Origin of the sequence: Leptospira haakeii (assembly GCF_002812045.1) — a bacterium.
GTDB lineage: Bacteria > Spirochaetota > Leptospiria > Leptospirales > Leptospiraceae > Leptospira_B > Leptospira_B haakeii.
In genome coordinates this window covers 129882-154595 of record NZ_NPEG01000002.1, presented here as the reverse complement: position 1 = coordinate 154595, position 24714 = coordinate 129882, and the positions used below count along the sequence as shown (strand labels likewise).

The window sequence follows — 24714 nt, the reverse complement described above, 5'->3', positions numbered from 1 at the left end:
ATTAAGGGACACTTCTATCGGTTAGGCCGAAGAAGTTTCCCAATAAGTAAGAGAGAGGGTCTTCTAATATAAGAGGACTGTCTCGGAATTTTTTCGGATTGTATTTCCTGCAACTTAGGAGATCCTCCGAATAGACATACGGATTTTTAGCATACTGTAGGAAGCATGGCGGACGAATTTACGATAGACGAGGGAGAGGGGTTTCCAGCTGGAAATGGAGAGGATTTTGATCCGAGTGAAATGAGCTTGGACGAAATAGATTCTCTCTTGGCTAGCGATGGAGATTCTTCCGATTTTAATTTCGATTCCGTTCCGGGAGATTCTCCAGACAGCGAAGGTTTCGAGGAATTACTCGCTTCGTCCGGTGATGATTACCCGGATGATATTCCTAATTTCGAACCGGAAGAAGCTGATTTTGGTTCAGACCTAAGCCAACTAGATGAGTCCGTTCATTTAGATGAAGACTTTGATTTCGAGCTCACAGATCCAATGATAGATGCTGAGATCGATAGACTTCTCGATATCGATGATGATCTGAATTCTCCTCCAACATCTTCTTCCTCTGCTCCTTCTTGGAAAGAATCATCTCCTTCTTCTCTACCTGAAAACCATGAGGAAGCATTCGGAGATCTAGGCTCTTTAGACTTAGGAGATTTCTCTCAGCCTGGAGAAGTCCCTTCTTCCGCATTCCATTCAGACGACCAACCTTTCGATTGGGGAGGGGATTCTTCCGACCACGACGAGGTCGTTGGGCTTTCGGATGCGGACCTGGATGATGAGACACCGATCTCACTTTCCGATGACGAATTACATAATATTGATATAGGTTCCAACCTTGCAGACTTCTCCATGGACGAAGAAGAAGTTTCTGCTCCGGAAGATTCCGGTTCCAAAACATTCGAAGACGAAATTGTTTCTGATGATGAAGGTCCAATTTCTCTCTCTGAGCATGAGTTAGATGATATAATGGCAGAGGACTTCAGCCCGAACATGGAAGAAGAAGGATTCGGAGATTTGGGCGGAGACGATATCTCCATGCCTTCTTCTGAATTGACCGAGGACATTAACTTCGACGGTGAAGAAGAAAAGGACATCGCACTTTCTACGGATGAATTGGATCATCTTTTAGAAGGTGATGATACTTCTTTAGAGAACAAAAGTTCTTTCGATGAGATGGGAGATTTTGGAGATCTGGATCTTGGTTCTGTTTCCGAAGAACATACTTCTTCCGATCTGGATATGGAAGAAGAAGCAAACGAGCCGATCGCGCTCTCTGACGACGAGCTTGGGAATTTATTATCCTCCGGAGATGAGGATGAAATCGAAAGTATCCAACTAGATGATCTTGATTCTGTAGGAGCTCCTACAGCAGAGTCTGAGTTTGGAATGGAAGAGGATACCGATTCTTCTTCCGAACTTGATCTAAGTGATTTTAATTTTGATTCAGAACCTGCAGAAACTAAGGACGAATTTGGCGGAGAGGAAGAATCTATTTCTCTCCCTGTTTCCGATTTTGATAATTTCGGAATGAGCGAAGAAGAAAATCCTCTAGATACCGGATTGGATCTCGGGGATTTTGAGGACAATGCTAAGTCTGAAGAAAAAGTTTTCGAAGAATCTTTAGGTGATTTCACTTCTGCAAGCGACGAAGATATATTAGGAAGTTCAGATTCCGATCTGATGGATTTCTCTCCTGCAGAAACTTCTGAAGAAAATTTCTTTGCCGAAAGTTCTGATCCAGATGAACCAATTGCTCTTTCCGACGATGAGCTTGGAAATTTATTATCTTCCGGAACTGAAGAGGAAGAAGAACATACCGGAACTTCTTTAGATCTTGCTTCTGACCTTGATGATAACGAACCGATTGCACTTTCTGATGATGAGCTTGGAAACCTACTCTCTGGAGAAGAAGAAACAGTTTCTTCTTTAGATTCTGAAGAAGACGAACCGATCGCACTCTCAGACGACGAGCTGGGAGATCTACTATCTTCTGGAGAAGAAGAAGGCTCCGATGCAGATATATTTGCGGACGCTCCACCTGTAGAGCATGATGATAATGCCCCAATAGAATTCGGGGACTTCAGTTTAGATTCAGAAGCAGATGAGCCTATCGCTCTTTCCGAAGATGAGTTAGGACATTTATTGGAAGAAGAGTCCGAAGTAGAAACGGCTTCCAATGATCTGATGGAAGATTCTGACGAGCCAATCTCGCTTCCGATCAATGAGTTAGACGATATTGGAACTCCTGATGTATCTTCCGACTATGATATAGATTGGGACGGACCTGTTGCAGATCTGAATGACCTTGGCGCAGGAACAGAGAATGCAGTTGCTGCACCTTCTGACTGGGATCTTGGAGAAGAAGCAGATGAACCGATTACATTATCCAACGATGAATTAGGAAACTTACTCTCTGACGAAACTCCTGAAGGAGTAGATTCAGAGGACTTAGATTCCTTATTATCTTCTCCTCCTGAAGCAAATGACTTAAATGCATTCGGTTCTTTAGAAGATGATATCCAAATTTCAGGTTTGGACTTTGCAGAAGATGTAGGCGGAGAGATTATCCCGACTATAGAGAAATTGGCTCCGGAACCGGAACTGAATTTTATCTTGGACGAGTATGCGGATGAGAATGAACTTTCTCCTTTAGAAGAGGTCCGCCAAGCAGGAGCTTCTGCTGATGAGGCTGAAACTGGTGAGGCAATTCCTACCCAAGATGAGATGAAACGAATTCTTCTCTATTTAGATGAACTACTCGGAAATCTTCCGGATGATATGATCCGTGACTTTTCTCGTTCAGACTATTTTGAACTTTATAAGAAATTAATGAAACAAATCGGCGTTTGACGATGGGTCTATTAGACAAGGTCACTCGTCTTATTCGTTCCGGAAATTTGGAATCCGGAACTAAATCATCTTCGGTTGCAGTTGCCGGAGGTGAAAAACCTTCTCTTCTGAAAAAATCAATGGCAGTACGTGCCAAAGGTCTTTTAGAAAAGGCTATGGATTTTGGCGGAAGAAAAGAGAAGGCCGCTTCTGCTTACGAGGATCCTACTAGCTTCGAACCTGCAACTGCATCCACTTCCTCCGAAGACGATTTTAGTTTCGATTCACCTTCTGCAGATTTCGGAGATATCGATTTTGGTGCAGATACTTCGCACGATACTTTTGGAGGGGAAGATTCGGATACGGAAGTTTCTTTCCCGGATTCCTCTTTCGGTGAGGAAAATTTTGGAGAAGATACAAATAGTGATTTTGATCTTTCTTCTACTGACTTTGGTTCTATCTCGGAAGAATCAGATTTTGAAGCTGATCCTGATCTTGGATTAGGATTAGAAGATTCAGATCTGGGGGCAGACTTCGGGGATGTTCCAGAAGAAACTCCAAGCAAAGGATTATTATCGAAAGCAGAAGAAGCAAAAGAAGAAGAGAATATCCCTTCAGGTCTTTCCAAACCGGATGCGATTAAAGACCCATTTGATGATTGGGTCAAGGATGCTGAAAACCAGGCAAACCAAGAAGCTGGTCGACCTTTTAGCAAAGAACAGAGTGACACTGAAAATGCTCAGTTCTTATTCGATGATGATTCTGATTATTCTACATTACCGATCGATTTGCAGATCGCATCTCGCAAAAAATTAGAGAATTATTTATCTGCATTCGAAATTTCTAAAGAGATTTCGGCCTCCAAAGATTTTACAAACTTTTTCGAAAATTTAAGCTTTTCCATCCAAGGACAGATCGGTGCGGAATCGATAGTCATTTTTTCTTCTACAAATGGAGAATATGATGTTCTTAGAGTTGTAGAAGCCCAAGGAATAGGAGCTGATCCTGATTGGGTTTTAGAAGTAGGGGATGAAAGTTACCAGGCTGCATTAAAAACGCCTTCCGTAGTTTATGCAAGGGAAGTCTTAAAACATTCTCCTCCTAAAAAAGAAAAAGAGATCCTGGAAAAAACAGAAGCGGAGATGCTTGTTCCGATCCGTAGTTACGACGAGTTTTATGGAATTATAATATTAAGCAAGACTGTCGAAGGTGAAGATTATACTATCGAAGACCTGGAGTTCTTGAAGATTGTAGGAGAAATGGCCGGATCCGTTTTGAGAAGGATCATGGACCTGGAAGCCCTTCACGAAGAAAATGATCGCCTAAATCAAGTAGTCAAAAGTAACGAAAGGATACTCGCAACCGCACGAGACCTAGCCGGAGTCCGTGATATGGACGAGGCATACGACTATCTTGTAGAAGTATTAAAAAAAGAACTCGGACTAAGACGTTGGAGTTTTTTACTTTTAGATAGAAGCACCAGAAAAGAATATAAGGTATTCGGGACAAACTTACTAACACCTGATACCTCAGGAAAATTTAGATTAGGCTTGGATTCCAACTTGGTCGGAATAGTTGCCAATGTTCCTGGCGTATTCAGAATTGCGAATTTTAGGAAAAATCCGGAACTATTATCCCAATTATCCAACGACGAGATCGGGCTCATGCACGATTTCGATATTCTTCCATTCTTAAATCTGAACTGGCTTGTAGGAATGTTATTCATTCATGAAACAGAAAGACCTTGGACAGATACGGATAGAGAAACTGCAGTTGGAATTTCAGAGATCGCTTCTCCTGTACTTTCCAATTTGTTAATGTTGGAAGAAAGAGACGCTGTATTCAGAGATCCATTCAGTCCTGTCGAATCAAGAATAGATGAAGCGATTTCAAGGGCTTCTAAAATAGGAACTCCATTCAGTCTTACTGTTTTCAAAGTTCAAAATGCGACCAGAATGGTCCGTATCAAGGGTGCAGGATTTTTTGCTCATTACTGTGAAGAACTCAGAGCATCCATCCAGGAAAATCTGGGAGAAACGGATTACTGTTATAGGGTAGGACAAGGAAAATACGTAGTCGTCCTTGACGGAAAAGACAGAGAAGAAACCCAGATTGTAGTTCGTAAGATACGAAACAGAATCGTAGAATTGGATAGAAAGAATAAAGATTTCCAGACTTCTACTGCAAACCAAACTTTATGTTATCCTGCAGATACCAGAGAGAAAGAAAGAATGTTGGAGCTGATCGAAGAATCCTGATTTAATTTGTCAGGATATTATTGTAGGAGTTCCTACAATGGACTGAAGATCGCCCCCACCCGGCTTCGGGAGGGGGGAGTGGCCCGTGGGAGAGCTCATTCCCCATATCACAAAATCCCTTCTTAGTCAACCAGATCCGCATCATGGAATCCATGTTGGAATTCCAACATTTCATAGCCTTAAATTACACTTCACGATCCAAATAACCATTTTAAAATCCCATCTTCTTTTTAGGAAGATTCCCTTATTTAAGATCCTATGGCCAATTCCCTAAGCAATATATATTTAAATGATTGTTTAATTAAATATTGACTTAATTAAACAATCATTTAAATAATGGGTTATGAATGCTTTTGCCGCCCTTGCAGATGATACAAGAAGGGAAATAGTGAGATTGGTAGCCAAAAACGGCGAACTTACCTCAACAGAGATCGGGCAAAATTTTAAGATAAGCCCTCCTGCCATCTCACATCACTTAAAAATATTAAAAAGCGCCAAAGTCCTTAATATGAAGAAGGAAGCTCAAAAGCGGATCTATAGTCTGAACGGATCAAGCATCAATGAAATGGAAGATTGGCTACTGGATATAATCGATCTCTGGAATAAACGGTTAGATAAACTGGATAAATATGTATTGAAGATCAAAAAGGAGAGAGCCCGTGATAAGAAATAACGTGGAAACAACTATCGAAGGCAATAAGGTCATTTATAAGAGATACTTTGATGTATCTACAGAACTTCTTTTCGAAGTATGGTCAACGCCTGAACATCTTGCTGAATGGTGGGGGCCGGACGGATTTACATTAACCACAAAGAGTATGGATTTCACCAACGGTGGTATTTGGGAATTTATCATGCATGGGCCGGATGGGCATGATTATAAGAATAAAATCCAATTCACCGATATTAAAGATTCTCATCATATTCTCTACAAACATCTAGGCGACGGAGAAGGTGACCACGATGTTCATTTCGAATCAAAAATCATATTCGAACAAGCCGGAGAAGGTACGAATCTTACGATGGAGCAGATTTTCCCAAGTAAAGAAGAACTCGAAAGAGTGAATGAGAAATATGGGGCGATCGAAGGTGCTAAACAACATATCGGCAATCTTGCTAAGTATTTGGAAAAACTTAAGTAGTCGATCTTATATATTTGTCAGGATGGAGAACTTATGCTTAAATCAAAAATAATTTTGCAATTAACATTCTTGTTAGGTTTCGCACTTCTCTTTGGTTGTGCGACTTCTAATTCTATTAAAGGTTCGTCGCTCGAGGATTCTTCTGACAGAGATATATTTACCATCAGCCGTTCCTTTGACGGAGATATAAAGACAGTTTTTGGAATGTGGGTTAAGCCGGATCGATTTGTTAAATGGTTGGGACCAGCCGGTGCTTCCATGAAGTTCATAAGTGCCGGGGTTAAGGAAGGTGGAACTTCTCAATGGTCAATGACAACTGCCGATGGAGTTACTAAATACGGAAAGATAAATTATAAAAAGATAAACCCGAATAACCTACTGATCTACACTCAGAACTTTTGCGATATGGAAGGAAATTTATCTAAACCTCCATTTGCTCCTACATACCCTGATGTACTTTTGACCACGGTGAATTTCACTGAAGAAGCTAAGGGAAAAACAAAAGTGACAGTAAAATGGGAAATTTTTGGAGAAGCCACTGAAACAGAACGCCAGACATTTGATGGAATGAAACCCGTTATGACGGTCGGCTGGGGGAGTTCTTTTAAGAAGTTAGATGCTTTGCTAAAGGGAAAAAAGTAATTTAGAACTGAACGATATTATTGTAGTAGTTCCTACATTGGATTTAGATTGCCCCCGCCCAGATTCGGGAGGGGGGGAGTGGCTTGTGGGAGAGCCTTTACGCAATATCATAAATTCCTTCTCTCGTCAACAAAATTCGCAAAGCAAATTCTTTGTAGGAGTTCCTACATGCAGATTTTTCCAACAATTACTTTCGTTTAGTCGGCGAATTGAATGTCCTAAATCTAGCCCATGGCGGGTAGATTCATTATACATATGAAATATACTCTTTGTGCTTTCATCTTTTTTATACTTACATGTTCCTCTACCAGCACCAGGTCTGAGCAGGAAAAACCTCCTGCAGTAACTGATTTGGGAAAATTTGTAAAACTAAACTTATCTAAGAAGTATAGCTTTGCATATAACCTACTAACCGACCCTAAAAGAATTTCTTATGAGGGAGAAACTAAAGAAGAGTTTGCATATGGGAATTCTTGTGGAATGGGAGGTGACAGTCCCCTTGGACACGAGGAGTATCAATTATTATATAAGCTAAAAAGAAAGGATGTATTCTTGAACATTCTAAAGGGGCCAAACCCAGTCGGTAGAATGTATGCATTACAGGGGCTTTATTTTATGCAAGGGAGCGGTGTCAAACTTACCAAAGAAGAAACTGAACTAGTAAAAGCAGTTATAGAATCACCTACAAAAATACTCACCTGTTCCGGATGTATGTATCAATATTCCACTTTCAAAGACGAATACGAATATTTACAAAAGTATTATCCTTATAAGCCTTAGCCGACTAAGGATGGCTTCGTAAAATTTATTTTTTCTTAGTTGAATCTACTAAATCGTAGAACTTCTGAAACAAGTATCTACTATCATTCGGGCCAGGAGAACTTTCCGGATGGTATTGAACCGATAAAAGGGGATACCCCGATTTTAAAATACCTTCTACAGTATCATCATTCAGATTGATAAAAGAGATTGGTTCTTTTTCGGAAGACTCCGCAACTACAGCGAAGCCATGATTTTGTGAAGTGATCTCCACTTTACCGGTTTCCAAACTTTTGACAGGTTGATTTCCGCCTCTATGGCCGAATTTCATTTTTTCAGTCTTCTTACCTAAGGTCAGGCCGATGATCTGATGGCCTAAACAAATCCCGAAAAGAGGATAATTATTTTCTAATATAGCTTTAGTAGAATCGATCGCATAGGTGCAAGCCGCTGGATCTCCAGGACCATTCGAAAGGAAAAAAGCATCCACACCATCTTTCATAATTTCAGAAGCAGGAGTTTGGGCAGGATAAACGGAAACCGCAAAACCAGCCGCGTCCAGGAGTCGAAGGATGTTTGTCTTCACACCGTAATCATAAACAGCGAGTTTATATTTTTTCCCCGCATTCGATCCGAACTCGTATTTTTTATCAGTGGTGACAACCTTCGCGAGGTCCGCGTCTGCGATGCCCGGGAACTTCTTCACTTGCGCTAAAAAGGAATCAGAGTATTCATTTGCGACGAAGATCCCACCATTAGGAGCGCCGTTCGTGCGGATGAAGCGGGTCAACTTTCGAGTATCGATCCCTTGGATCCCAGGAATTTTATAATCTTTTAGAAATTGAGATAATGTCTTTTGGGCCTTGAAGTTGGAAGGACGATCCACATATTCTTTCACGATCATCCCGGCCGCTTGGATTTTTCCGGACTCCATGTTTTCTGGATGGATCCCGTAATTCCCGATCATCGGGTAGGTGAGAGTTACGATTTGGTTGGCGTAGGAAGGATCAGTGAGAATTTCCTGGTAACCCGCCATGGAAGTATTAAAGACGATTTCCCCGACGGAATGGGTTTCGTAGCCGAAGGATTCACCTTCGTATACGTCCCCGTTTTCTAAAACCAAGAACGCTTTCATTAAGGACAGGCTTTCGCACCGAAGGCAAGGGTCAAGTGGAATCACTCAAGAATTTTGTAGGAACTCCAACAAGTTGGAAGCAGGAAAATTCGGGCGGCACCGCTCGCTATCGCTCGGGTCGCGCTGCTCCGATTTCGCGCATTCGCGCTCATCCGGGCTTCGCCCGGACTAAAGATCTACTCATCCCTGCCGCAGGGAATCACGTGGAACTGCTAATCTGAAATTTGCTTGCTTCAATCTTTGTGTGCTCCGTGTCTCTGTGCGAAATATCCCATTTTTTTGGTTCACACAAAGGCACGAAGACCACTGAGGCGGAAAACACACGAATCCTTTTTACTTCTTCACGGCTTTGCTTGCGAAAAAAACCGCGTATCGACGGAATGGAAGCAGGGGTAGCTGTGGCAGTTCAAAATCAGTCAGTCAAATTTATCTTACCGGATGGAAGTTCTAAAGAAGTATCCTCCGGTTCCTCATATAAGGATTTTATAGAATCCCAACTTCCGTTCTTAAAGAACAAGGCGTTAGCAGTCCGTTTGGACGGCACAACCGTTTTGGATTTGAGCCGGACCATTGATTCCACAACCACCCCTAATACAACACCTAAGCTAGAAGTTTTGACCTTCCAGGACAAAGAAGGTTGGGAAACCTTCCAACATTCCGCGGCTCACTTGCTCGGAATGGCGGTCCAGAATTTATACAAAGATGCAAAATTAACCGTTGGTCCTGTGATCGAAAATGGACCTGGGTTCTTCTATTACGATATCGATTTCACGGAAACCGTGATCACTCCTGAGGATTTCCCAAAGATCGAAGCGGAGATGAAAAAAATCGTAGATAGCGACCACGAAGTTTTCCGCAAGGTCTGGGACAAAAAAGAAGCGATTTCCGTTTTTGAAAAAATGGGAGAGAATTATAAGGTAGAGATCGTTGGCCAAATTCCGGACGACAAAGTTTCTATCTACGGAATGGGAGAGTGGTTCGACCTTTGTAGAGGACCTCATATTCCACGCTCCGGATTTTTGAAAGCATTCAAGTTGACTGCACTTTCCGGAGCTTACTGGAAGGCAGACAAAAACAATCGTATGCTCACCCGAATTTACGGGATCGCATTTCCTAGTAAGAAGGAATTGGACGAGTACACCTTCCAAATGGAAGAAGCTAAGAAGAGGGATCACAGAAAGATCGGAAAAGAAATGGATCTATTCTCCTTCCAACCGGAAGCTCCAGGTTTTCCTTTTTGGCATCCGAAAGGAACTACTCTTTGGAATGCGTTAGCAGATTATATTCGTAAAGAATGCGCTAAGCGCGGATACCAAGAGATCAAAACTCCTGCTGTACTTTCTTCCGAACTATGGAGAAGAAGCGGTCACTGGGATAACTTCAACGAGAATATGTATTTCGTTGATATCGACGAAGAAGAATTCGCGATCAAACCGATGAATTGTCCTGGTTGTAGTTTGATCTATAAACACCATCTTCATTCTTACAGAGAACTTCCTCTTAGATTTGCGGAATTAGGAAGTGTACATCGTCATGAATTGCATGGAGTTCTTCACGGACTTTTTAGAGTAAGAGCATTCACTCAAGATGATGCGCATATCTATGCACCTCTGGAATATCTGGAAGCAGAAGTGTTGGATATCATTGATTTCACTTTTAATGTGTATAAGAAGTTTGGATTCCAAGAATTCAAAACTTATATCGCTACTCGTCCTGAAAAATCCCAAGGTAAGGATGAAGACTGGGAATTTGCAACCAACGCTCTCCAACAAGCATTGGAAAAAAGAAACATTCCATTCTCCATTAAAGAAGGAGAGGGTGCATTCTACGGGCCAAAGATAGAATTTAATATCAAGGATTCTATCGGAAGAATGTGGCAATGTGGAACTGTACAAATTGACTTCTCCATGCCGGATCGTTTCGAATTGGATTATACCGATTCTGACGGAGCCAAAAAAAGACCGGTTATGGTCCACAGAGCAATTTATGGATCCTTGGAAAGATTTATAGGGATATTAATCGAACATTTCGAAGGTAAATTCCCGCTTTGGCTCTCCCCGAACCAGATACGCGTTCTAACCGTAACTGAAAATGTGCAAGAATACGGATCCGAGATCTTGAAAAATCTCATCGATTCCGGTTTCCGAGCAGAAGCGGACTTCAGAAATGAAAAGATAGGCGCCAAGATCCGAGATTCTATTCTGAAAAAGGCCAATTACCTTCTGGTATTGGGCCAGAAGGAAAAGGATTCAGGCACAGTTGCGGTCAGAAAACGAGGCTCAGAAGAAACCATTTCTATGTCTTATTCCGAGTTTCTCTCTTTGTTAGAAAAGGAAGTCTCAGAAGGACTTTGAACTAAATTCTACTTGATGTACTAGGCTATCCGTAGAGAAAATCGCTTGAAAGCTAGCCTACTAGCCAAAAAATTGGAAAAAACCGGAGATTGAATGCAGAAGAGGCCTCAACCGAAACCCACCGATAAGCTATTTACTCATAGAATTAATGAGAAAATTACAGGGGTGTCCCAGGTAAGATTGGTGTCGGATGACGGTGTAATGATCGTTTCTTTTGACGAGGCTTTACGGCGCGCTAAAGAAGAAAACTTGGACCTGGTAGAAGTATCTGGTGACCAAGAGATTCATGTCTGCAAGATCATCGATTACGGTAAATATAAGTTCGAACTACTTAAAAAGAGTAAAGAAGCTAAGAAGAAACAACACGTAATCAACGTGAAAGAAGTGAAGATCCGTCCAAGGATCGAGCAACATGATTACGATATTAAAAAACGCCACGCAGTGGAGTTTCTTCAAAAAGGTGACAAAGTTAAAGTCAGCCTTCGCTTTCGCGGTCGTGAAATGATGCACTCCGAGCTCGGGATGAATGTAGTCAATCGAATGGTAGAAGATTTAAAATCGGTCGGTACTCCGGAAAGAGAACCAGTGTTAGACGGCCGCCAAATCGTTGTAGTTATCACACCTCTTGCTGCAAAGCAATAGAGTAAATATTCAGGAATTATCGAGGTAGGGGAAATGCCTAAGCTTAAAACAAATAGAGCCGCAGCTAAACGGTTCAAGTTTTCCAAAAATAATAAAATAAAACGGAAGAGTATGAACACCCGTCACATTCTTACCAAAAAAGGGCCTAAAAGACGTCGCCGTCTTAGAGGAATGACTTTGGTAGTGGATGCGGATTGGAAAGCAATCGTTAGACTCATGCCTTACGGAGTTCGATAATGCCACGCGCAACAAACGGAACCATACACAAGAATCGTCGTAAAAAAATCCTAAAAACCGCAAAAGGTTTTAGAGGAGCGAGATCCAAACTTTACAGAACTGCGAAATCGGCAGTAATGAAAGCTGGTCAGTGGGCGTACAGAGACAGAAGAGCAAAAAAACGTGATTTCCGCAAACTTTGGATTATCCGTATCAATGCTGCAGCTCGTGAAGCTGGACTTTCTTATTCTCAGTTCATCCATGGTCTAAAAAAAGCCAATATTTCTTTGGATAGAAAGGCCCTGGCAGAACTTGCATTCAGCGACAAAGAAACTTTCAACGCTCTAGTTGAAAAAATCAAGGTAGCGGCGTAAGATTTTTCGCCCTTAGGAGGGTTCGGTTACGGACCTTTCCTCTTGTAAAAAGCCCGTAATTCTACGGGCTTTCTTTGTTTTTAGAAAAAAAGGTTTTTCTCTTTTTGAGAAAGATGAAAAATGGGATGGATTTTGCCAATGCGGCAGGTCGAAAATATTTAGGCGGAATTTCGCTCTAAGTGTAATTTTATAAAATAAACCACTCCGATAAAGGGGAATGAGGTTCGCACTATGTTAACTATGGAGACAATTGAGGAGCTCGAGAGTAAAGTCCTAAAAGCACTCGAACTCATTAGCGACCTTCGGGCGGAAAACGGTCGCCTGGAAACAGAAAACGAATCTCTTCGCGCGGAAAACGACCAGATGAAACTGGCGATGGAAGAGAAAGAAAAAGAACTTTCTTCACTCCGCGAACAACTCCAAAAAGCAAACTCTGAGTTGGAAGGTATCAAAGAAAGAGAACGTGCACTCGAAGCTAAGATCAATCAACTTCTTGGACGTTTGGATGGTCTTCCTGCTTCCGGTAGCGGATCCTCGTCTGCTTCTTCTTCACCTAAGCCTAGTTCAAGTTCTTCTTTTGCTACAGGCGCTGCAGCTGGTGCAGTTGCAGGAGCGGCAGCTGCTTCTGCTCCATCCGTAGTTAGAGATTCTTCGGAAGAAGATTTTAACGAAGACGATGAGATCATTCTTTTAGATGATGAAGACGATGATATTTCTGTTCTAACTGAATCTTCCGATTCTTCCGGAGGTGATGACGAGATCATTATCACTGATGAACCGATCGACGACTTCAGTCCTGTTTCCGCCGACGATGATGATATCATTATCGAAGATGATGATGATGCTATCAGTGTATTCGATGCGGACGAAGACGACGACTTCTTAGTCATCGAAGACGATCCTAAGTAATTTTTATGAGTGAAAGAGTCAAAGCTCGAATACTGGGCGACGACTATACCATAGTAGGCGATACTGATCCGGAGTATATCCACAGGCTCGCCGAATTGGTGGACCGAAAAGTCCGTGAGTTGCAATTGGGAATGCCTAATGCGCCTAAATTGAAACTTGCGGTGCTTGCTGCTTTAAACTTCGCAGACGAATTAGAACAATCCAAAAACCAAACAGGCGATACAGGACCTTCTTCTCCCGAAGCTGAAGAAAAGACTAAAAAATTGATCACTCTTTTGGAAGAAGGTTTGATAGGAGATCTTTGATTTGGTTTCTAAATCGGAAGCCAGAAAAAAAATTAAATCCCTTCTCTTGGAAATTCCTTCCAGGAAAGAAAAAGAAGAAAGTATCCGCTCCAATCTTCTGGAATTTCTGAGACATAGCTCCTCTTCTACCCAATTAAAAATCATTTCTTATGTTGCTGATGATTTTGAAATTTCTCCTTTTTTACCGTTAAGCCCTTCTTTACAGTTAGGAAGTTTAGGTTTGGACATATTTTTTCCAAAAGTAACAAATTCAGGACTTGAATTTAAATTAGGTTCCGGATTCTCCTCAGGTGCATTTGGTATTTTAGAACCAATGGGAGAAGGTTTATTAAAACCGGAAAATGCAGATTGGATCATAGGGGCTGCCCTGGGTGGGCGCGGGGAGGGGGCAAGGCTCGGAAGGGGGAAGGGTTTCTACGATCGTTCTCTAAAGGATATCCTTTCGGAAAAAATGATTGGCCTTTCTTTTGAGGACCTATACCCTTGCGATTTTTCCGCGGAACCCCACGATCTGAAAGCAGGTATAGTGATTACAGAGAAAAAAAACCATTGCTTTCCCGGGAAAATGGGAGAAAAATCAGTCGGATAATTTGATAGGGAGTTTCTTTTTCAGGGGGCTCCGTGTCGACAATGTACTAAGCCGGAAACTTGTGCCCAAAGTTTCCGTTCTGAAAGAGTAAGTGGCGGAGAACCGGTGAAAACCATAGATAAAAACAACCACACGGAACAAAACCAAGAAGAAAAAGAACTGGATACCATTCAGGAATTTCTCACATTCGAAGTGGATAAGGAAATTTTCGGGATCGATATACTTTATATCCACGAGATATTAAAACCGGTGCCTATTACAAGAATTCCTAATGTAGAAGGTTTTATATTAGGAGTGATCAACTTAAGAGGTGAGATCATTCCTATCATGGATCTCAAGGAACTTTTTGGATTAGGTTTTTGTGATATTCTTCCTTCCACTCGGATCATTGTAGTTGTTACTGGAGAAAAAAGGGCAGGGCTCCTTGTAGACTCAGTGAAACAAGTAGTTAAGATCCGTAAAGACAAGGTTAGCCAAGCGGACGAAGACCTGAGTGTAAATTATAGTGAACTTATAGAATCAGTTAGCCAGTTCGAAGAATCTCTGATCCTAAACTTGAATCTCTCCAAGGTAATGGATTATGCAGGGGAGGAGGCGTAAATGGCAGGAGTACTTGGCGAATACACGGAACTCTTTTTGGAAGAATCCGAAGACCAGATAGAGGAACTAAATGCGAACCTTCTAAAACTGGAAAAGGACCAATCTGATCCTCAGACAATCAATGATATATTCCGCGCAGCTCACTCTTTAAAAAGTTCCGCTGCTTTCGTTGGATTATATAATCTTTCGGATCTTGCTCACAAAATGGAGAATCTTCTCCAGAGTATTCGAGATGGAAAACTTGCAGTTAATCTATCCTTAGTAAATTTACTTTTCCAATGTTTTGATCTGATCAAGAACGTGATCGTGAATGTTGCTTCCGGTAAAAAAGTGGATACCCCTTATACGGATATGATCCAAAGACTAGAGGCATATGAAAAAAATCCGGATGTTGCCTCTGCTCCGAGCGCTCCTGCAAGATCCGTTTCTCAATCTACTGCTCCAGCTGCTAAACAAGAAGAAATTACCGGCAACGGAATTGATCTAGATGCAGACGATCAAAAAGAAATAGAAGAAATTATCCGAAACGGTTCCGGAAAACCTTGGCTCTTAAAAGTGGGACTCAAAAAAGATTCCCCGATGAAAGGATTACGTTATACTCTTATTGTTCAAAACCTGAAAAATTTAGGCCAAGTATTCCGTACTAAACCAAGTGCGGAAGAATTGGAAAATGGTACAGAGGCTCCGTATCTTTCTATCCTGATTGTAAGTTCTGAATCCCAAGAAGAACTTACCAAAGCCGCAAACGTGGATATGGTAGAAAACCTGATGATCCAGGAATATAAACTCAGCGGTTATTCTGAAACCGGAGTTTCTTCTTCCTACCAACTGGATGAGGAAGAGAGAAGCACTGAAGCTAAAGTTACTTTAAAAAGTATTAAAGTATCTTCCGACAAATTGGACCAGCTAATGAATAATGTGGGTGAGCTTGTAATCACTAACTCTGGCTTCCAAAAAATTTATGATGATCTTCTCCGTACATTTGGAGACGATCAGTTATTCAACGAACTAAAAGGTCGTATCGATCTAATCAATCGTATCTCAAAAGAACTCCAATCCGGTATTATGAATATTCGGATGGTCCCGATTTCTACAGTCTTCCGTCGTTTCTCTCGTTTGGTCAGAGACCTTTCTTTAGAAACCGGCAAAACAGTGGACCTTGTCTTAAACGGGGAGTCTACTGAGCTGGACAAAAAAGTTATCGATGCATTGGGGGAACCTCTTCTCCATTTGATCCGAAACTCTGTGGATCATGGTATTGAGTCTCCTGAAGAAAGAAAAAGATTAGGTAAACCTGAAACCGGGATCGTTGAGTTGAACGCTTACCAAGGCGGTAGCAATATTATGGTAGAGATCCGTGACGATGGTCGCGGATTGGATCTGGACAAAATCCGCAAAAAAGCAATTGAGAAGGGACTCGTTTCCGAAACCGACGCAGTTGCTTTAGAAGAAAGCGACATCTATCAGTTCATTTTTGCCCCAGGTTTCTCCACTGCAGATAGGATCACCGATATTTCCGGTCGCGGTGTTGGAATGAATGTGGTGAATAGCCTTATCCAAGAATTCAAGGGCAAAATTCTGATCCAATCTCAGAAAGGATCCGGAACTTCCTTTGTTCTATCCTTCCCTCAGGCACTTGCGATCATTCCTTCTATCCTGATCGTAATGGAAGAAGAAGTTTATGCTTTCCCTCTTTCGGAAGTGAACGAGACAATCAAGGTAAACAACGAGCAGATCACTACTCTGGAAGGAAACGAGATCATCAATTTGAGAGGAGAGGTTCTTCCTATCTACAGATTGAATCGTATCTTGGGACTTCAGGACAAAACGGACAGAGAAGAATTCCCGGTCGTTATCGTTCAATACAAGGGACGCAAGTTAGGCTTCATGGTGGATGAACTTGTCGGAAAACACGAGACAGTCATTAAGTCCTTGGAGAAAAACTTCAAAAATATCAAGGGACTTACCGGAGCTTCCATCATGGGAGACGGAACCATCATTATGGTTCTAGATATTCCGGGACTTGTGGAATTCGCTGCAGAGTTGGAAGAGAATGCGAGATATGTAAACTACCATCTGGAAACGATGAAACGTATCAGCACGATCCGGACTATCGAAACGGAAGAAGAGAAGTATATCCAAAAAACTTCTAACCCTACTAACGTTTATAATCATAAATTACATGAGATCACTACTCGTGAAAGAGAACGTCGCAAGAAGAGCGAACGTAAAAAATCGGAAGAGTCCAAAAAGGTAATCGTAGCGAAAGAAGAACTCGAAAGAGAAGTTTCGTCCACTCCGATCAAGACCACTATGGAGATCCGTCCTTCCGAGGAGAAATTAATCACTTCTACCGAAACTCCTTCTGAACTTTCTTCCAATACTGCAGTTTTGGAAAGACCTGCTGCTAAAAAAGAAGGAATGGAAGAAGCTTACAGATCTCATATCAATGAATTGATCTCTGATTCTCCAGTTTCTGACGAAGAAAGAAAAAGGGCAGATCATATTATAGAAGGTTTCTTAGAGCAGAAAAAACAGAGAATGATGTCTGTTGCTCACTCTAAGGAATTTACCGGAAACCTGAGTAAAGAACAGATCAAAAAAATCGAATCTGTAGTTAATACTGGTATGATGAATGCCGGTATGGTACTTTCTCAGATCCTGAATAGAAACGTGGATCTATTTATTCCTGAAATTATCATGAATGATAAAGAAGGTTTGGCTTCCGAGATCCGTTTCTCTGACGATAAATTCTACGGAATGAAGGTCAGAATGACTGGAGATCTGAACGGAAACATGCTGATGATGTTCTCCAGGGAAAATGCTAAAAATCTTGCCAGAGAACTTTTGGACTCCAATCCGAGCGGAGATGCTTTAGATGACGATACTAGAAGTGTTCTGTCTGAGATTGCAAACATAGTTTGCGCCTCCGTTTTGAACTCTATTTCCAATAAGGCTAAAGTGGGTGTGATGCCGGATGTTCCGGAACTTGTGGAAGGAACCTTCCTAGAAGTTTTGGATGTTGTTAAACCGGAAAGAACTAAGTTCTTAAGTATGCTCACTGAATTTAATCATGAGGGAAACAACCTGTTAGGAGTACTTTTATTCCTTCCGGACTTTGACGAACTCATGGATTTGCTTCCGAAATTTTAAACACTAGGATTTTGTCGTGGTAGGAACACCTGCGGACGGGTCAATTAGGGTCGTGATCATAGACGACTCTCTCTTGGTGCGAAATATTATTTCGGACCAGATCAAAAAAGAAAGTCGGATCCAAGTTATAGCCACCGGCAAAACCGGAGTGGATTGTATTGAACTCGCGACAAAACTGCGACCTGATATTGTAATTTTAGATGTGGAAATGCCTGTGATGGATGGGCTTTCCGCACTCCAAGAACTGCAGAAACGAAAATTGGGTATTCCGGTAATGATGCTTTCCGTTTTGACACAACACGGAGCGGATGCAACTTTCAAAGCATTAGAATACGGAGCCATAGATTTCGTTCCGAAACCCTCTTCCAGTAATCAATTTAATCCGGAAGAAATCGGAACAGTTCTCAAAAATAGAATACTAGCTTATTTCGAAAGTTTACGACCAAGTCATGCGGGCCTTGACCCAAAAAAAATCGTAGAAACGGTCAAAAGTAAAATTTTCAAAGATGAAAAGAAAACCGTAGAAGCGGTTTGTATCGGGACATCGACCGGCGGTCCGAAGGCATTACAGACTGTTTTTTCTGATTTTCCGGAGAATTTTCATCTACCAATTTTCGTCGTACAACATATGCCTGTGGGTTTTACGAAAGCTTTTGCTTCTCGTTTGAATGATCACTCTAAAATCACAGTAAAGGAAGCCGAGGACGGAGAAGAAATTCGTCCCGGAACAGGTTACGTGGCGCCGGGTGATGCACATTTGAAGATCGAATCTAAGGCAGGACGTAAATGGATTGCCTTAGGTAGGGAAGCGTTGGTAAATGGACACAGGCCCTCAGTCGAAGTTTTATTCGACAGCGCAATCCGGGAATACGGGAGCGCCTTAGTCGGTGTGATTATGACCGGCATGGGAAAAGATGGAGCGGCAGCGACTCTCAGAATGAGAGAGACTGGAGCTTCTACTGTTGCCCAAGACGAGGACAGCTCCGTGATCTTCGGAATGAATCGCCAAGCCATCGAAATGGGTGGGGTTCAGTTCGTAGAACCAGTAAGCGCAATAACATCAAGGATACTTTCCATTCTTAAAGAAAGGGGAAACTAAAATTATGGCCAGAATTCTCGTAGTAGACGATGCAAAATTCATGAGGACCATGGTGAAGGACGCACTCGTCGCCGGAGGGCATGAGATCGTCGGCGAGGCCGAAAACGGAAACATCGCTGTTGATCAGTACAAAGCGATCAAGCCGGACCTAGTCACCATGGATATCACCATGAGAGAAAAAGACGGGATCGAAGCAGCCCAGGAAATTTTTAAATTAGATCCGAAAGCACGTATCATCATGGTAACTGCTCTTGGTCAGGAAGAACTTCTTGCGAAAGCGATCAAGATGGGAGTGAAGGATTTCGTAGTAAAACCTTTCTCACCTGAAAGATTGCAACAGGCGGCAGAAAAAGCACTGAATTCATAAAGAGATGGAGAGAGAAAACGCCACACAATCCTTCGTAGTTCAATGGAACAATTCCGAAGGTGGTATTACAGAGGGACCCTTAAGTCTTCTCTGGTCTCTTATCGAAAGTTATAAGGTGGATATATTTGAAGTATCCCTTTCTCAAATCACCAAAGACTTTCTTAACTTCATTAAGATTTCTGCAAGTATTCATATAGACATGGGAGCGGAATACGCTCTTATGGCTGCTAATTTAGTTTATCTTAAATCTAAAGCATTATTACCCGATCCAGGTTTCGAAGAAGAAGATTATGATCCTCCTCTTCCACCCGAACTGGTCGAAAAACTTCTAGAACATAAAAAATTCCAATTAACCGCCCAGAAAATGGGGGATGTGGATAAGGTCCAGGCTGGAGTATTTTCCAGAGAAACCAATCAGGTTATAGATGAGTCCGAATCCTGGCTGGATCTAAGCCTTTTAGACCTGATTTCCGCATTTAATGAGATCTTGGAAAAACGGGAAGACGAAGCTGAGATTCCCGCTTTACTTACCGCGCCCCACCGGTATTCTGTCGAGGAAAAGATGGGTACCATTTCCGAACTGCTCGTCGAACGTTCGGATATCTCCTTTGAAGAATTGTTTTCTACGGTCAAGCCGGAGAAAGCCGAGATAGTAGCCGTCTTTCTGGCAATGTTGGAGCTCTGCAAACAGAGAATTGTATCCATCCGCCAGCATAAAACTTTCGGCGAAATCCGTATATTCTTGGTGGGAGAACCGTGGAACGCGACAAAGCCGGCTTAAAAGGACTGATAGAAGCGCTGCTTTTCCTTTCCGGAGAGCCGCTTAAACTAGCCAGTATCGCAAAATCCATAGACTGCGAAAAACAGGAAGCTCGTGATATATTGGACGAGCTTATCTTGGATTACCAAGAGAAGGACGGTGGATTCGTTCTTAGAGAGATCGCAGGCGCTTATCAATTTTCTACGAACGAAAAATATTCTGAAATTTTAGCTAAACTTTTCAAAGAGAAGAAAAGAGAACAACTTTCACGTTCCAGTTTGGATACTTTAGCGATCATTGCTTATAAGCAGCCAATCACATTATCTGAAATTGATGATATTCGTGGAGTTTCTTCTAGAGCGATGGTAACTTCTCTTATATCTAAAAAACTGGTTAAACCAGTTGGTAATAAGGAAGTTCCGGGAAGACCTGCATTGTACGGAACCACTAAGGATTTTTTAATACATTTCGGATTAAATAAACTGACCGATTTACCTGCCCCTGTGGAAGTGAAGGAATTAAAATTCGAAAACCTGGATGATTTGATAGAGAATGGCCAAGAATAACGACAAACTGAAAGAGTTCCGGGACAAGATCGATTCCCTGGACAAAGAAATCGTAAAGGCTATCCAGGCCAGGGCGGAAATTGCCTCCGAGATCGGAGAGATCAAAAGAGAGAATAACGAACCTATCTATCGCCCTGATAGAGAGAAGGACGTTTACGAAAAAATCCTTGGACTAAACGGGGGACCACTTCCGGACAAAGTGCTAATTGCAATTTATAGAGAGATCATGTCCGGCTCCTTCTCCGTGGAGAAGGGTTTAAAGATAGGTTATCTTGGACCGGAAGGATCTTTTTCCCACCAAGCGGTTCGTGCAAGATTCGGAACATCCGTAGAGGCGACTGAATTTCCATCTATTCCGGAAGTATTCCGTGCGGTTGAGACTGACAAAGCGGATTACGGAGTAGTTCCTGTGGAAAATTCTTCCGAAGGACTTGTAAACTCTACTTTGGATCAGTTCTTAGTTTCGGATCTAAATATTTATTCTGAAATTTATCTGAAGATACATTTGAATCTTTTAGGATACGAACATGATCTTTCTAAGATCAAAACCTTGTATGGTATCAAGATTGCAAACTCTCAGTGCAGGAATTGGATCGCTGCTAACCTTCCTCATGTAGAAGTTTCGGAAACTCCTTCTACTTCTAGGGCCGCAAGTATTGTTGCAGAGAAGAAGGAAGCATGTGCCGCAGTAGCTTCTTCCATCGCTGCGGAAATTTACGGTCTGGATCTGGTTCGTGAGTCCATCGAGGATATGTCGGACAATACCACCAGATTTTTGATCATCGGAAAAAATCAATGTCCTCCTACAAGTAACGATAAAACTTCCGTTGTTTTTTCTATCCCGGATAAACCTGGTTCTTTATACAAAGTATTAAAACCTATCTTTGATAAAGGGATCAATATGACCAAGATAGAGTCCAGACCAACACGCAGGACTTCTTGGGAATATAACTTCTTTATAGATTTCCTAGGTCATAAAAAGGATCCTCAGATAGAAGAGGTCCTGAACGTATTAAAAGAAAACACAATCTATCTCAGGATTTTGGGATCTTATCCGATCTCTCCACCTAACCCGTGAAAACCAATTTTTCAAGAATCCTGATTTACGGCCTGGGAATGATGGGCGCTTCCCTCTCTTTGGCCTTACGCAAAAAAAAATCCCCCGCGGAAATTGTGGGAGTGGTAGGATCTCCTTCCAGTAAGGAAAAAGGGATCCGGCTTAAATCAGCGGATAAACTTTTTACTGCAGAAGAATTTTCCAAATCTCCTGATTGGGAATCTTATGATCTGATCGTTTTCGGAGTTCCGGTAAATACTACCGTCGAAGTGATCTCTAAACTTCCTTCCGGATTTAAGGGTCTTTTGACGGATATGGGTTCTACCAAACAAGAGATTACACATGCGGTGGAGTCGGTTCTTACCGGAGAGCATAGATACGTTTCTTCTCATCCGATGTGCGGTTCCGAAGAATCAGGTTTGGAATTCGCAAATGTGGATCTATACGAAAACAGACTTTGTATTTTGACCAGGCCTAAAGGCGCAACTGACGATGCTTATTCCGAGATAGAAAGTTTTTGGAAATTTTTAGGAATGTCCACTACTGAAATTCCTGCACATGATCATGATAAGATTCTGTCCTATGTTTCTCATGTTCCTCATTTGATCTCTTCTCTCATGACAAATTGGGTTTGGGAAAATGGATGTGTAAGGGAATTCACCCAAAATTCCCCTTTGCCTTTGACGGGTGGGGGATTCAGGGATATGACCCGGATTGCAGGTTCAAATCCTAAAATGTGGTCACCTATCTTTTCTTCTAACCAAGAGGAGATCTATAAGGCACTCTTGGACTATAAAGATAGATTGGATAAACTTCTTTCGGAGTTAAATCCAGAAAAGCCGCTCGACCTAAAACATTGGGAGTCCTTCATGGAAAAATCTCGTATAGATAGGGACGCAATTTTAAAGAAACAAAATGATTCCAAGAATCCTTAAATCTTCCGGAAGAGAGATCACAGTTCCGGGAGACAAATCTCTTTCTCATAGAAGCGTATTATTCTCCGTATTATCCAAAGGGGCCTCTCATGTTTCCGGGTTTTTAGAAGCGGAAGATCCTTTGAATACAATGAAAGCTTTTACCCAACTCGGATTAAAAGTGGAGAAGATCTCAAAGGGAGAATATGTTTTTACTAGCCCGGGTAAACATTCTCTTCAATCTCCTAAGGAAGTTTTGGATTTCGGAAATGCAGGAACTGGGATCAGATTGTCCGCTGGATTACTCTGCGGGCTTCAAGGAATTAAGGCAATATTGACCGGAGATCATTCCCTTCAAAAAAGGCCGATGTCCCGTATTATAAAACCTTTAAATTCAATGGGAGCTTCTATTTCAGGAAAGGATGATAAGGCACCTCTTGAGATCCTGGGAAAAAAACTTTCCAATTTTCACTATAAAAGCCCGATTGCTTCCGCTCAGGTGAAATCCTGCCTGATGTTAGCAGCAATGGCTTCCGAAACTTCTTTAGAATACGAAGAAGATATTCTTTCCAGAGACCATACGGAAAACATGTTTCGGTTTTTGGGAAATAAACTGACATATTTCTCTCCCACTCATTTTAAAATGGAACCTCCTTATATATTCGAAGCAAAGGAGTTCAAGGTACCTGGGGATATTTCTTCTGCCGCGTTTTTTTTAGTGCTTGGAGTTCTTTTGAAAGAAGGTTCCGTTCTTGTGAAGAATGTGGGATTAAATCCTTCTCGCATCGGAATTCTTCACGCACTTGAAGCAATGGGCGCGAAAATTTTAGTCCATAATAAAAGGATAGAATGTGGGGAACCCGTAGGAGATCTGGAAGCTGTTTCTTCTAATTTACGTTTTTCTGAAATTAAAGAAGAATGGATCCCTTCTCTCATTGATGAGATCCCAATTCTAACGATTGCCGGTCTTTTTGCAAAAGGTGGATTTATCATTCGTCATGCAGAAGAATTACGTGCAAAAGAATCTGATCGAATTTCCGCGATGGTTGAAAATCTCAGAAACTTAGGGATTACAGTTCACGAATATCCGGATGGATACGAGATTCCTGAAATTGATTCGAGTGTAAATTCTTCCGAACTATCTTCTTGGCTTTCCGGAAACTCCGTGGACATTTTTACTAAGATGGATCATAGGATCGCGATGAGTTTTATGATCTTAAAGGCAGTGAGCGGTTTGGAAATCCATCCGGATGAAACTTCTTGGATTGAAACTTCTTTTCCCGGATTCGAATCTTTATTGGAAGGTTTTGTGCAATGACGGAAAACGTGATCGCATTAGATGGGCCTGCCGGAACCGGCAAGAGTACGGTTGCTCGTGAACTTTCTAAAAAACTTGGATTCGAATATTTGGATTCAGGAGCATTTTACCGCGCGCTAACTCTTCATATTTATAAGATTTATAAATCCAAAAATTCTTCTATTTCCTTTTCAGATTGGTTAACCGGTAAGGAGTTCCTACCACTCACTGAAGGTGTGAAAATTTTCTGCGAATTTTCAGAAACAGGGGAAAATCATATCTTCTTAAATGGAGAAGATGTTTCCGTTGATATAAGAACTCCTGAGATCACTAGAGAAATCAAATACATCGCCGACAAAGCTGTATTCAGAGAATTCGTAAATTCTCAATTGAGAATGTTATCTCAAACTCATCGATTGGTAATGGACGGTAGAGACATAGGTACCCATGTATTTCCGGACGCTCGTTACAAATTCTTTCTGACAGCTTCTTCCAGAGTTAGGGCCGAAAGAAGATATAATCAATTATTAGAGCAAGGTATTCGTTCGGATTTAGAAGAAATCGAAAAAGAGATCGTTATCCGTGACAAATCCGATACGGAAAGAGAAATCGCCCCTCTCCGGAAAGCGGAGGACGCAATCCTCATTGACACAGATAACCTGCCAAAAAATAGTGTAATTAGTAAGATCCTTGGGTGCCTAGACTCTGGCATTTATAACGATTCGCACTAATCCCAATCAACACCGA

The 24714-nt window shown here is 41.7% G+C and carries 24 protein-coding genes; 23 read left to right on the top strand and 1 reads right to left on the bottom strand.

Features of this window, described 5'->3' with window-relative positions:
* The first annotated feature begins 165 nt into the window (after positions 1–165).
* From CH377_RS06260 to CH377_RS06235, 6 genes are all read left to right on the top strand, one after another.
* Complete coding sequence (locus CH377_RS06260) at positions 166–2850, top strand: midas domain-containing protein (protein WP_100722946.1); 2685 nt, start codon at positions 166–168, stop codon at positions 2848–2850.
* A 2-nt stretch (positions 2851–2852) separates the two neighbouring features.
* On the top strand, positions 2853–5087 hold the full coding sequence (locus tag CH377_RS06255) for a GAF domain-containing protein (RefSeq protein ID WP_100722945.1): 2235 nt from the start codon (positions 2853–2855) through the stop codon (positions 5085–5087).
* Positions 5088–5430: 343 nt separating this feature from the next.
* Entirely contained in the window at positions 5431–5760 is a 330-nt protein-coding gene (locus CH377_RS06250) for a metalloregulator ArsR/SmtB family transcription factor (RefSeq protein ID WP_100722944.1), read from the top strand.
* On the top strand, positions 5747–6229 hold the full coding sequence (locus CH377_RS06245) for an SRPBCC family protein (protein WP_100722943.1): 483 nt from the start codon (positions 5747–5749) through the stop codon (positions 6227–6229). Before CH377_RS06250 ends, CH377_RS06245 begins: the two co-directional genes overlap by 14 nt.
* Positions 6230–6262: 33 nt before the next feature.
* Positions 6263–6871, top strand: a complete 609-nt coding sequence (locus CH377_RS06240; RefSeq protein ID WP_100722942.1) for an SRPBCC family protein — start codon at positions 6263–6265, stop codon at positions 6869–6871.
* A gap of 255 nt (positions 6872–7126) precedes the next feature.
* Positions 7127–7651 (top strand): hypothetical protein, encoded by a 525-nt coding sequence (locus CH377_RS06235; protein WP_100722941.1) that lies wholly within the window; start codon positions 7127–7129, stop codon positions 7649–7651.
* Between the two features lie 25 nt (positions 7652–7676).
* Here the strand turns inward: CH377_RS06235 and carA are convergent, their stop codons facing one another.
* Complete coding sequence (gene carA, locus CH377_RS06230; protein WP_100722940.1) at positions 7677–8765, bottom strand: glutamine-hydrolyzing carbamoyl-phosphate synthase small subunit; 1089 nt, start codon at positions 8763–8765, stop codon at positions 7677–7679.
* Between the two features lie 380 nt (positions 8766–9145).
* Between carA and thrS the strand changes: the two genes are divergently transcribed.
* The 17 genes from thrS to cmk all read left to right on the top strand — a co-directional run bounded on the left by thrS (position 9146) and on the right by cmk (position 24698).
* Complete coding sequence (thrS, locus tag CH377_RS06225; RefSeq protein WP_100722939.1) at positions 9146–11119, top strand: threonine--tRNA ligase; 1974 nt, start codon at positions 9146–9148, stop codon at positions 11117–11119.
* A gap of 93 nt (positions 11120–11212) precedes the next feature.
* Positions 11213–11761, top strand: coding sequence for a translation initiation factor IF-3 (gene infC / locus CH377_RS06220; RefSeq protein ID WP_100722938.1), 549 nt, complete (start codon positions 11213–11215; stop codon positions 11759–11761).
* A 33-nt stretch (positions 11762–11794) separates the two neighbouring features.
* A complete protein-coding gene (gene rpmI, locus CH377_RS06215; protein WP_010514334.1) occupies positions 11795–11998 on the top strand; it encodes a 50S ribosomal protein L35 in 204 nt (67 codons plus the stop codon).
* Entirely contained in the window at positions 11998–12351 is a 354-nt protein-coding gene (gene rplT / locus CH377_RS06210) for a 50S ribosomal protein L20 (protein ID WP_020771497.1), read from the top strand. Before rpmI ends, rplT begins: the two co-directional genes overlap by 1 nt.
* A gap of 231 nt (positions 12352–12582) precedes the next feature.
* On the top strand, positions 12583–13260 hold the full coding sequence (locus CH377_RS06205) for a hypothetical protein (RefSeq protein ID WP_100722937.1): 678 nt from the start codon (positions 12583–12585) through the stop codon (positions 13258–13260).
* A 5-nt stretch (positions 13261–13265) separates the two neighbouring features.
* Positions 13266–13565 (top strand): cell division protein ZapA, encoded by a 300-nt coding sequence (locus CH377_RS06200; protein ID WP_100722936.1) that lies wholly within the window; start codon positions 13266–13268, stop codon positions 13563–13565.
* 1 nt (position 13566) lies between these two features.
* Positions 13567–14154 (top strand): 5-formyltetrahydrofolate cyclo-ligase, encoded by a 588-nt coding sequence (locus CH377_RS06195; protein ID WP_100722935.1) that lies wholly within the window; start codon positions 13567–13569, stop codon positions 14152–14154.
* 114 nt (positions 14155–14268) lie between these two features.
* Positions 14269–14754 carry a chemotaxis protein CheW gene (locus CH377_RS06190; protein ID WP_423789926.1) on the top strand — a complete coding sequence of 162 codons (486 nt, stop codon included), beginning with the start codon at positions 14269–14271 and terminating at the stop codon, positions 14752–14754.
* Complete coding sequence (locus tag CH377_RS06185; protein ID WP_100722933.1) at positions 14755–17907, top strand: chemotaxis protein CheW; 3153 nt, start codon at positions 14755–14757, stop codon at positions 17905–17907.
* Between the two features lie 16 nt (positions 17908–17923).
* Positions 17924–19006: a protein-glutamate methylesterase/protein-glutamine glutaminase gene (locus CH377_RS06180; RefSeq protein WP_100722932.1), complete on the top strand. Its 1083-nt coding sequence runs from the start codon at positions 17924–17926 to the stop codon at positions 19004–19006.
* Between the two features lie 4 nt (positions 19007–19010).
* Positions 19011–19373 (top strand): response regulator, encoded by a 363-nt coding sequence (locus tag CH377_RS06175; RefSeq protein ID WP_008594408.1) that lies wholly within the window; start codon positions 19011–19013, stop codon positions 19371–19373.
* 4 nt (positions 19374–19377) lie between these two features.
* Positions 19378–20154 (top strand): segregation and condensation protein A, encoded by a 777-nt coding sequence (locus CH377_RS06170; protein WP_100722931.1) that lies wholly within the window; start codon positions 19378–19380, stop codon positions 20152–20154.
* A 5-nt stretch (positions 20155–20159) separates the two neighbouring features.
* A complete protein-coding gene (gene scpB, locus CH377_RS06165) occupies positions 20160–20699 on the top strand; it encodes an SMC-Scp complex subunit ScpB (RefSeq protein WP_423789925.1) in 540 nt (179 codons plus the stop codon).
* A complete protein-coding gene (gene pheA, locus CH377_RS06160; protein ID WP_100722929.1) occupies positions 20686–21777 on the top strand; it encodes a prephenate dehydratase in 1092 nt (363 codons plus the stop codon). Before scpB ends, pheA begins: the two co-directional genes overlap by 14 nt.
* The gene (locus tag CH377_RS06155; RefSeq protein ID WP_100722928.1) at positions 21774–22691 is read left to right on the top strand and encodes a prephenate dehydrogenase; all 918 of its coding nucleotides are present in this window, start codon (positions 21774–21776) and stop codon (positions 22689–22691) included. The genes pheA and CH377_RS06155 overlap by 4 nt, the downstream gene beginning before the upstream one ends.
* Positions 22672–23988, top strand: a complete 1317-nt coding sequence (gene aroA / locus CH377_RS06150; protein ID WP_100722927.1) for a 3-phosphoshikimate 1-carboxyvinyltransferase — start codon at positions 22672–22674, stop codon at positions 23986–23988. The genes CH377_RS06155 and aroA overlap by 20 nt, the downstream gene beginning before the upstream one ends.
* Positions 23985–24698, top strand: a complete 714-nt coding sequence (cmk, locus tag CH377_RS06145; protein ID WP_100722926.1) for a (d)CMP kinase — start codon at positions 23985–23987, stop codon at positions 24696–24698. The genes aroA and cmk overlap by 4 nt, the downstream gene beginning before the upstream one ends.
* Positions 24699–24714: the final 16 nt, after the last annotated feature.

Coding starts and splice junctions, on each gene's coding strand:
- CH377_RS06170 (WP_100722931.1), top strand. CDS start 19,378: ATGGAGAGAGAAAACGCCACACAATCCTTCGTAGTTCAATGGAACAAT.
- thrS (WP_100722939.1), top strand. CDS start 9,146: ATGGAAGCAGGGGTAGCTGTGGCAGTTCAAAATCAGTCAGTCAAATTT.
- CH377_RS06250 (WP_100722944.1), top strand. CDS start 5,431: ATGAATGCTTTTGCCGCCCTTGCAGATGATACAAGAAGGGAAATAGTG.
- CH377_RS06255 (WP_100722945.1), top strand. CDS start 2,853: ATGGGTCTATTAGACAAGGTCACTCGTCTTATTCGTTCCGGAAATTTG.
- aroA (WP_100722927.1), top strand. CDS start 22,672: ATGATTCCAAGAATCCTTAAATCTTCCGGAAGAGAGATCACAGTTCCG.
- cmk (WP_100722926.1), top strand. CDS start 23,985: ATGACGGAAAACGTGATCGCATTAGATGGGCCTGCCGGAACCGGCAAG.
- pheA (WP_100722929.1), top strand. CDS start 20,686: ATGGCCAAGAATAACGACAAACTGAAAGAGTTCCGGGACAAGATCGAT.
- CH377_RS06235 (WP_100722941.1), top strand. CDS start 7,127: ATGAAATATACTCTTTGTGCTTTCATCTTTTTTATACTTACATGTTCC.
- rpmI (WP_010514334.1), top strand. CDS start 11,795: ATGCCTAAGCTTAAAACAAATAGAGCCGCAGCTAAACGGTTCAAGTTT.
- carA (WP_100722940.1), bottom strand. CDS start 8,765: ATGAAAGCGTTCTTGGTTTTAGAAAACGGGGACGTATACGAAGGTGAA.
- CH377_RS06185 (WP_100722933.1), top strand. CDS start 14,755: ATGGCAGGAGTACTTGGCGAATACACGGAACTCTTTTTGGAAGAATCC.
- rplT (WP_020771497.1), top strand. CDS start 11,998: ATGCCACGCGCAACAAACGGAACCATACACAAGAATCGTCGTAAAAAA.
- CH377_RS06175 (WP_008594408.1), top strand. CDS start 19,011: ATGGCCAGAATTCTCGTAGTAGACGATGCAAAATTCATGAGGACCATG.
- infC (WP_100722938.1), top strand. CDS start 11,213: ATGCAGAAGAGGCCTCAACCGAAACCCACCGATAAGCTATTTACTCAT.
- CH377_RS06205 (WP_100722937.1), top strand. CDS start 12,583: ATGTTAACTATGGAGACAATTGAGGAGCTCGAGAGTAAAGTCCTAAAA.
- CH377_RS06200 (WP_100722936.1), top strand. CDS start 13,266: ATGAGTGAAAGAGTCAAAGCTCGAATACTGGGCGACGACTATACCATA.
- CH377_RS06260 (WP_100722946.1), top strand. CDS start 166: ATGGCGGACGAATTTACGATAGACGAGGGAGAGGGGTTTCCAGCTGGA.
- CH377_RS06240 (WP_100722942.1), top strand. CDS start 6,263: ATGCTTAAATCAAAAATAATTTTGCAATTAACATTCTTGTTAGGTTTC.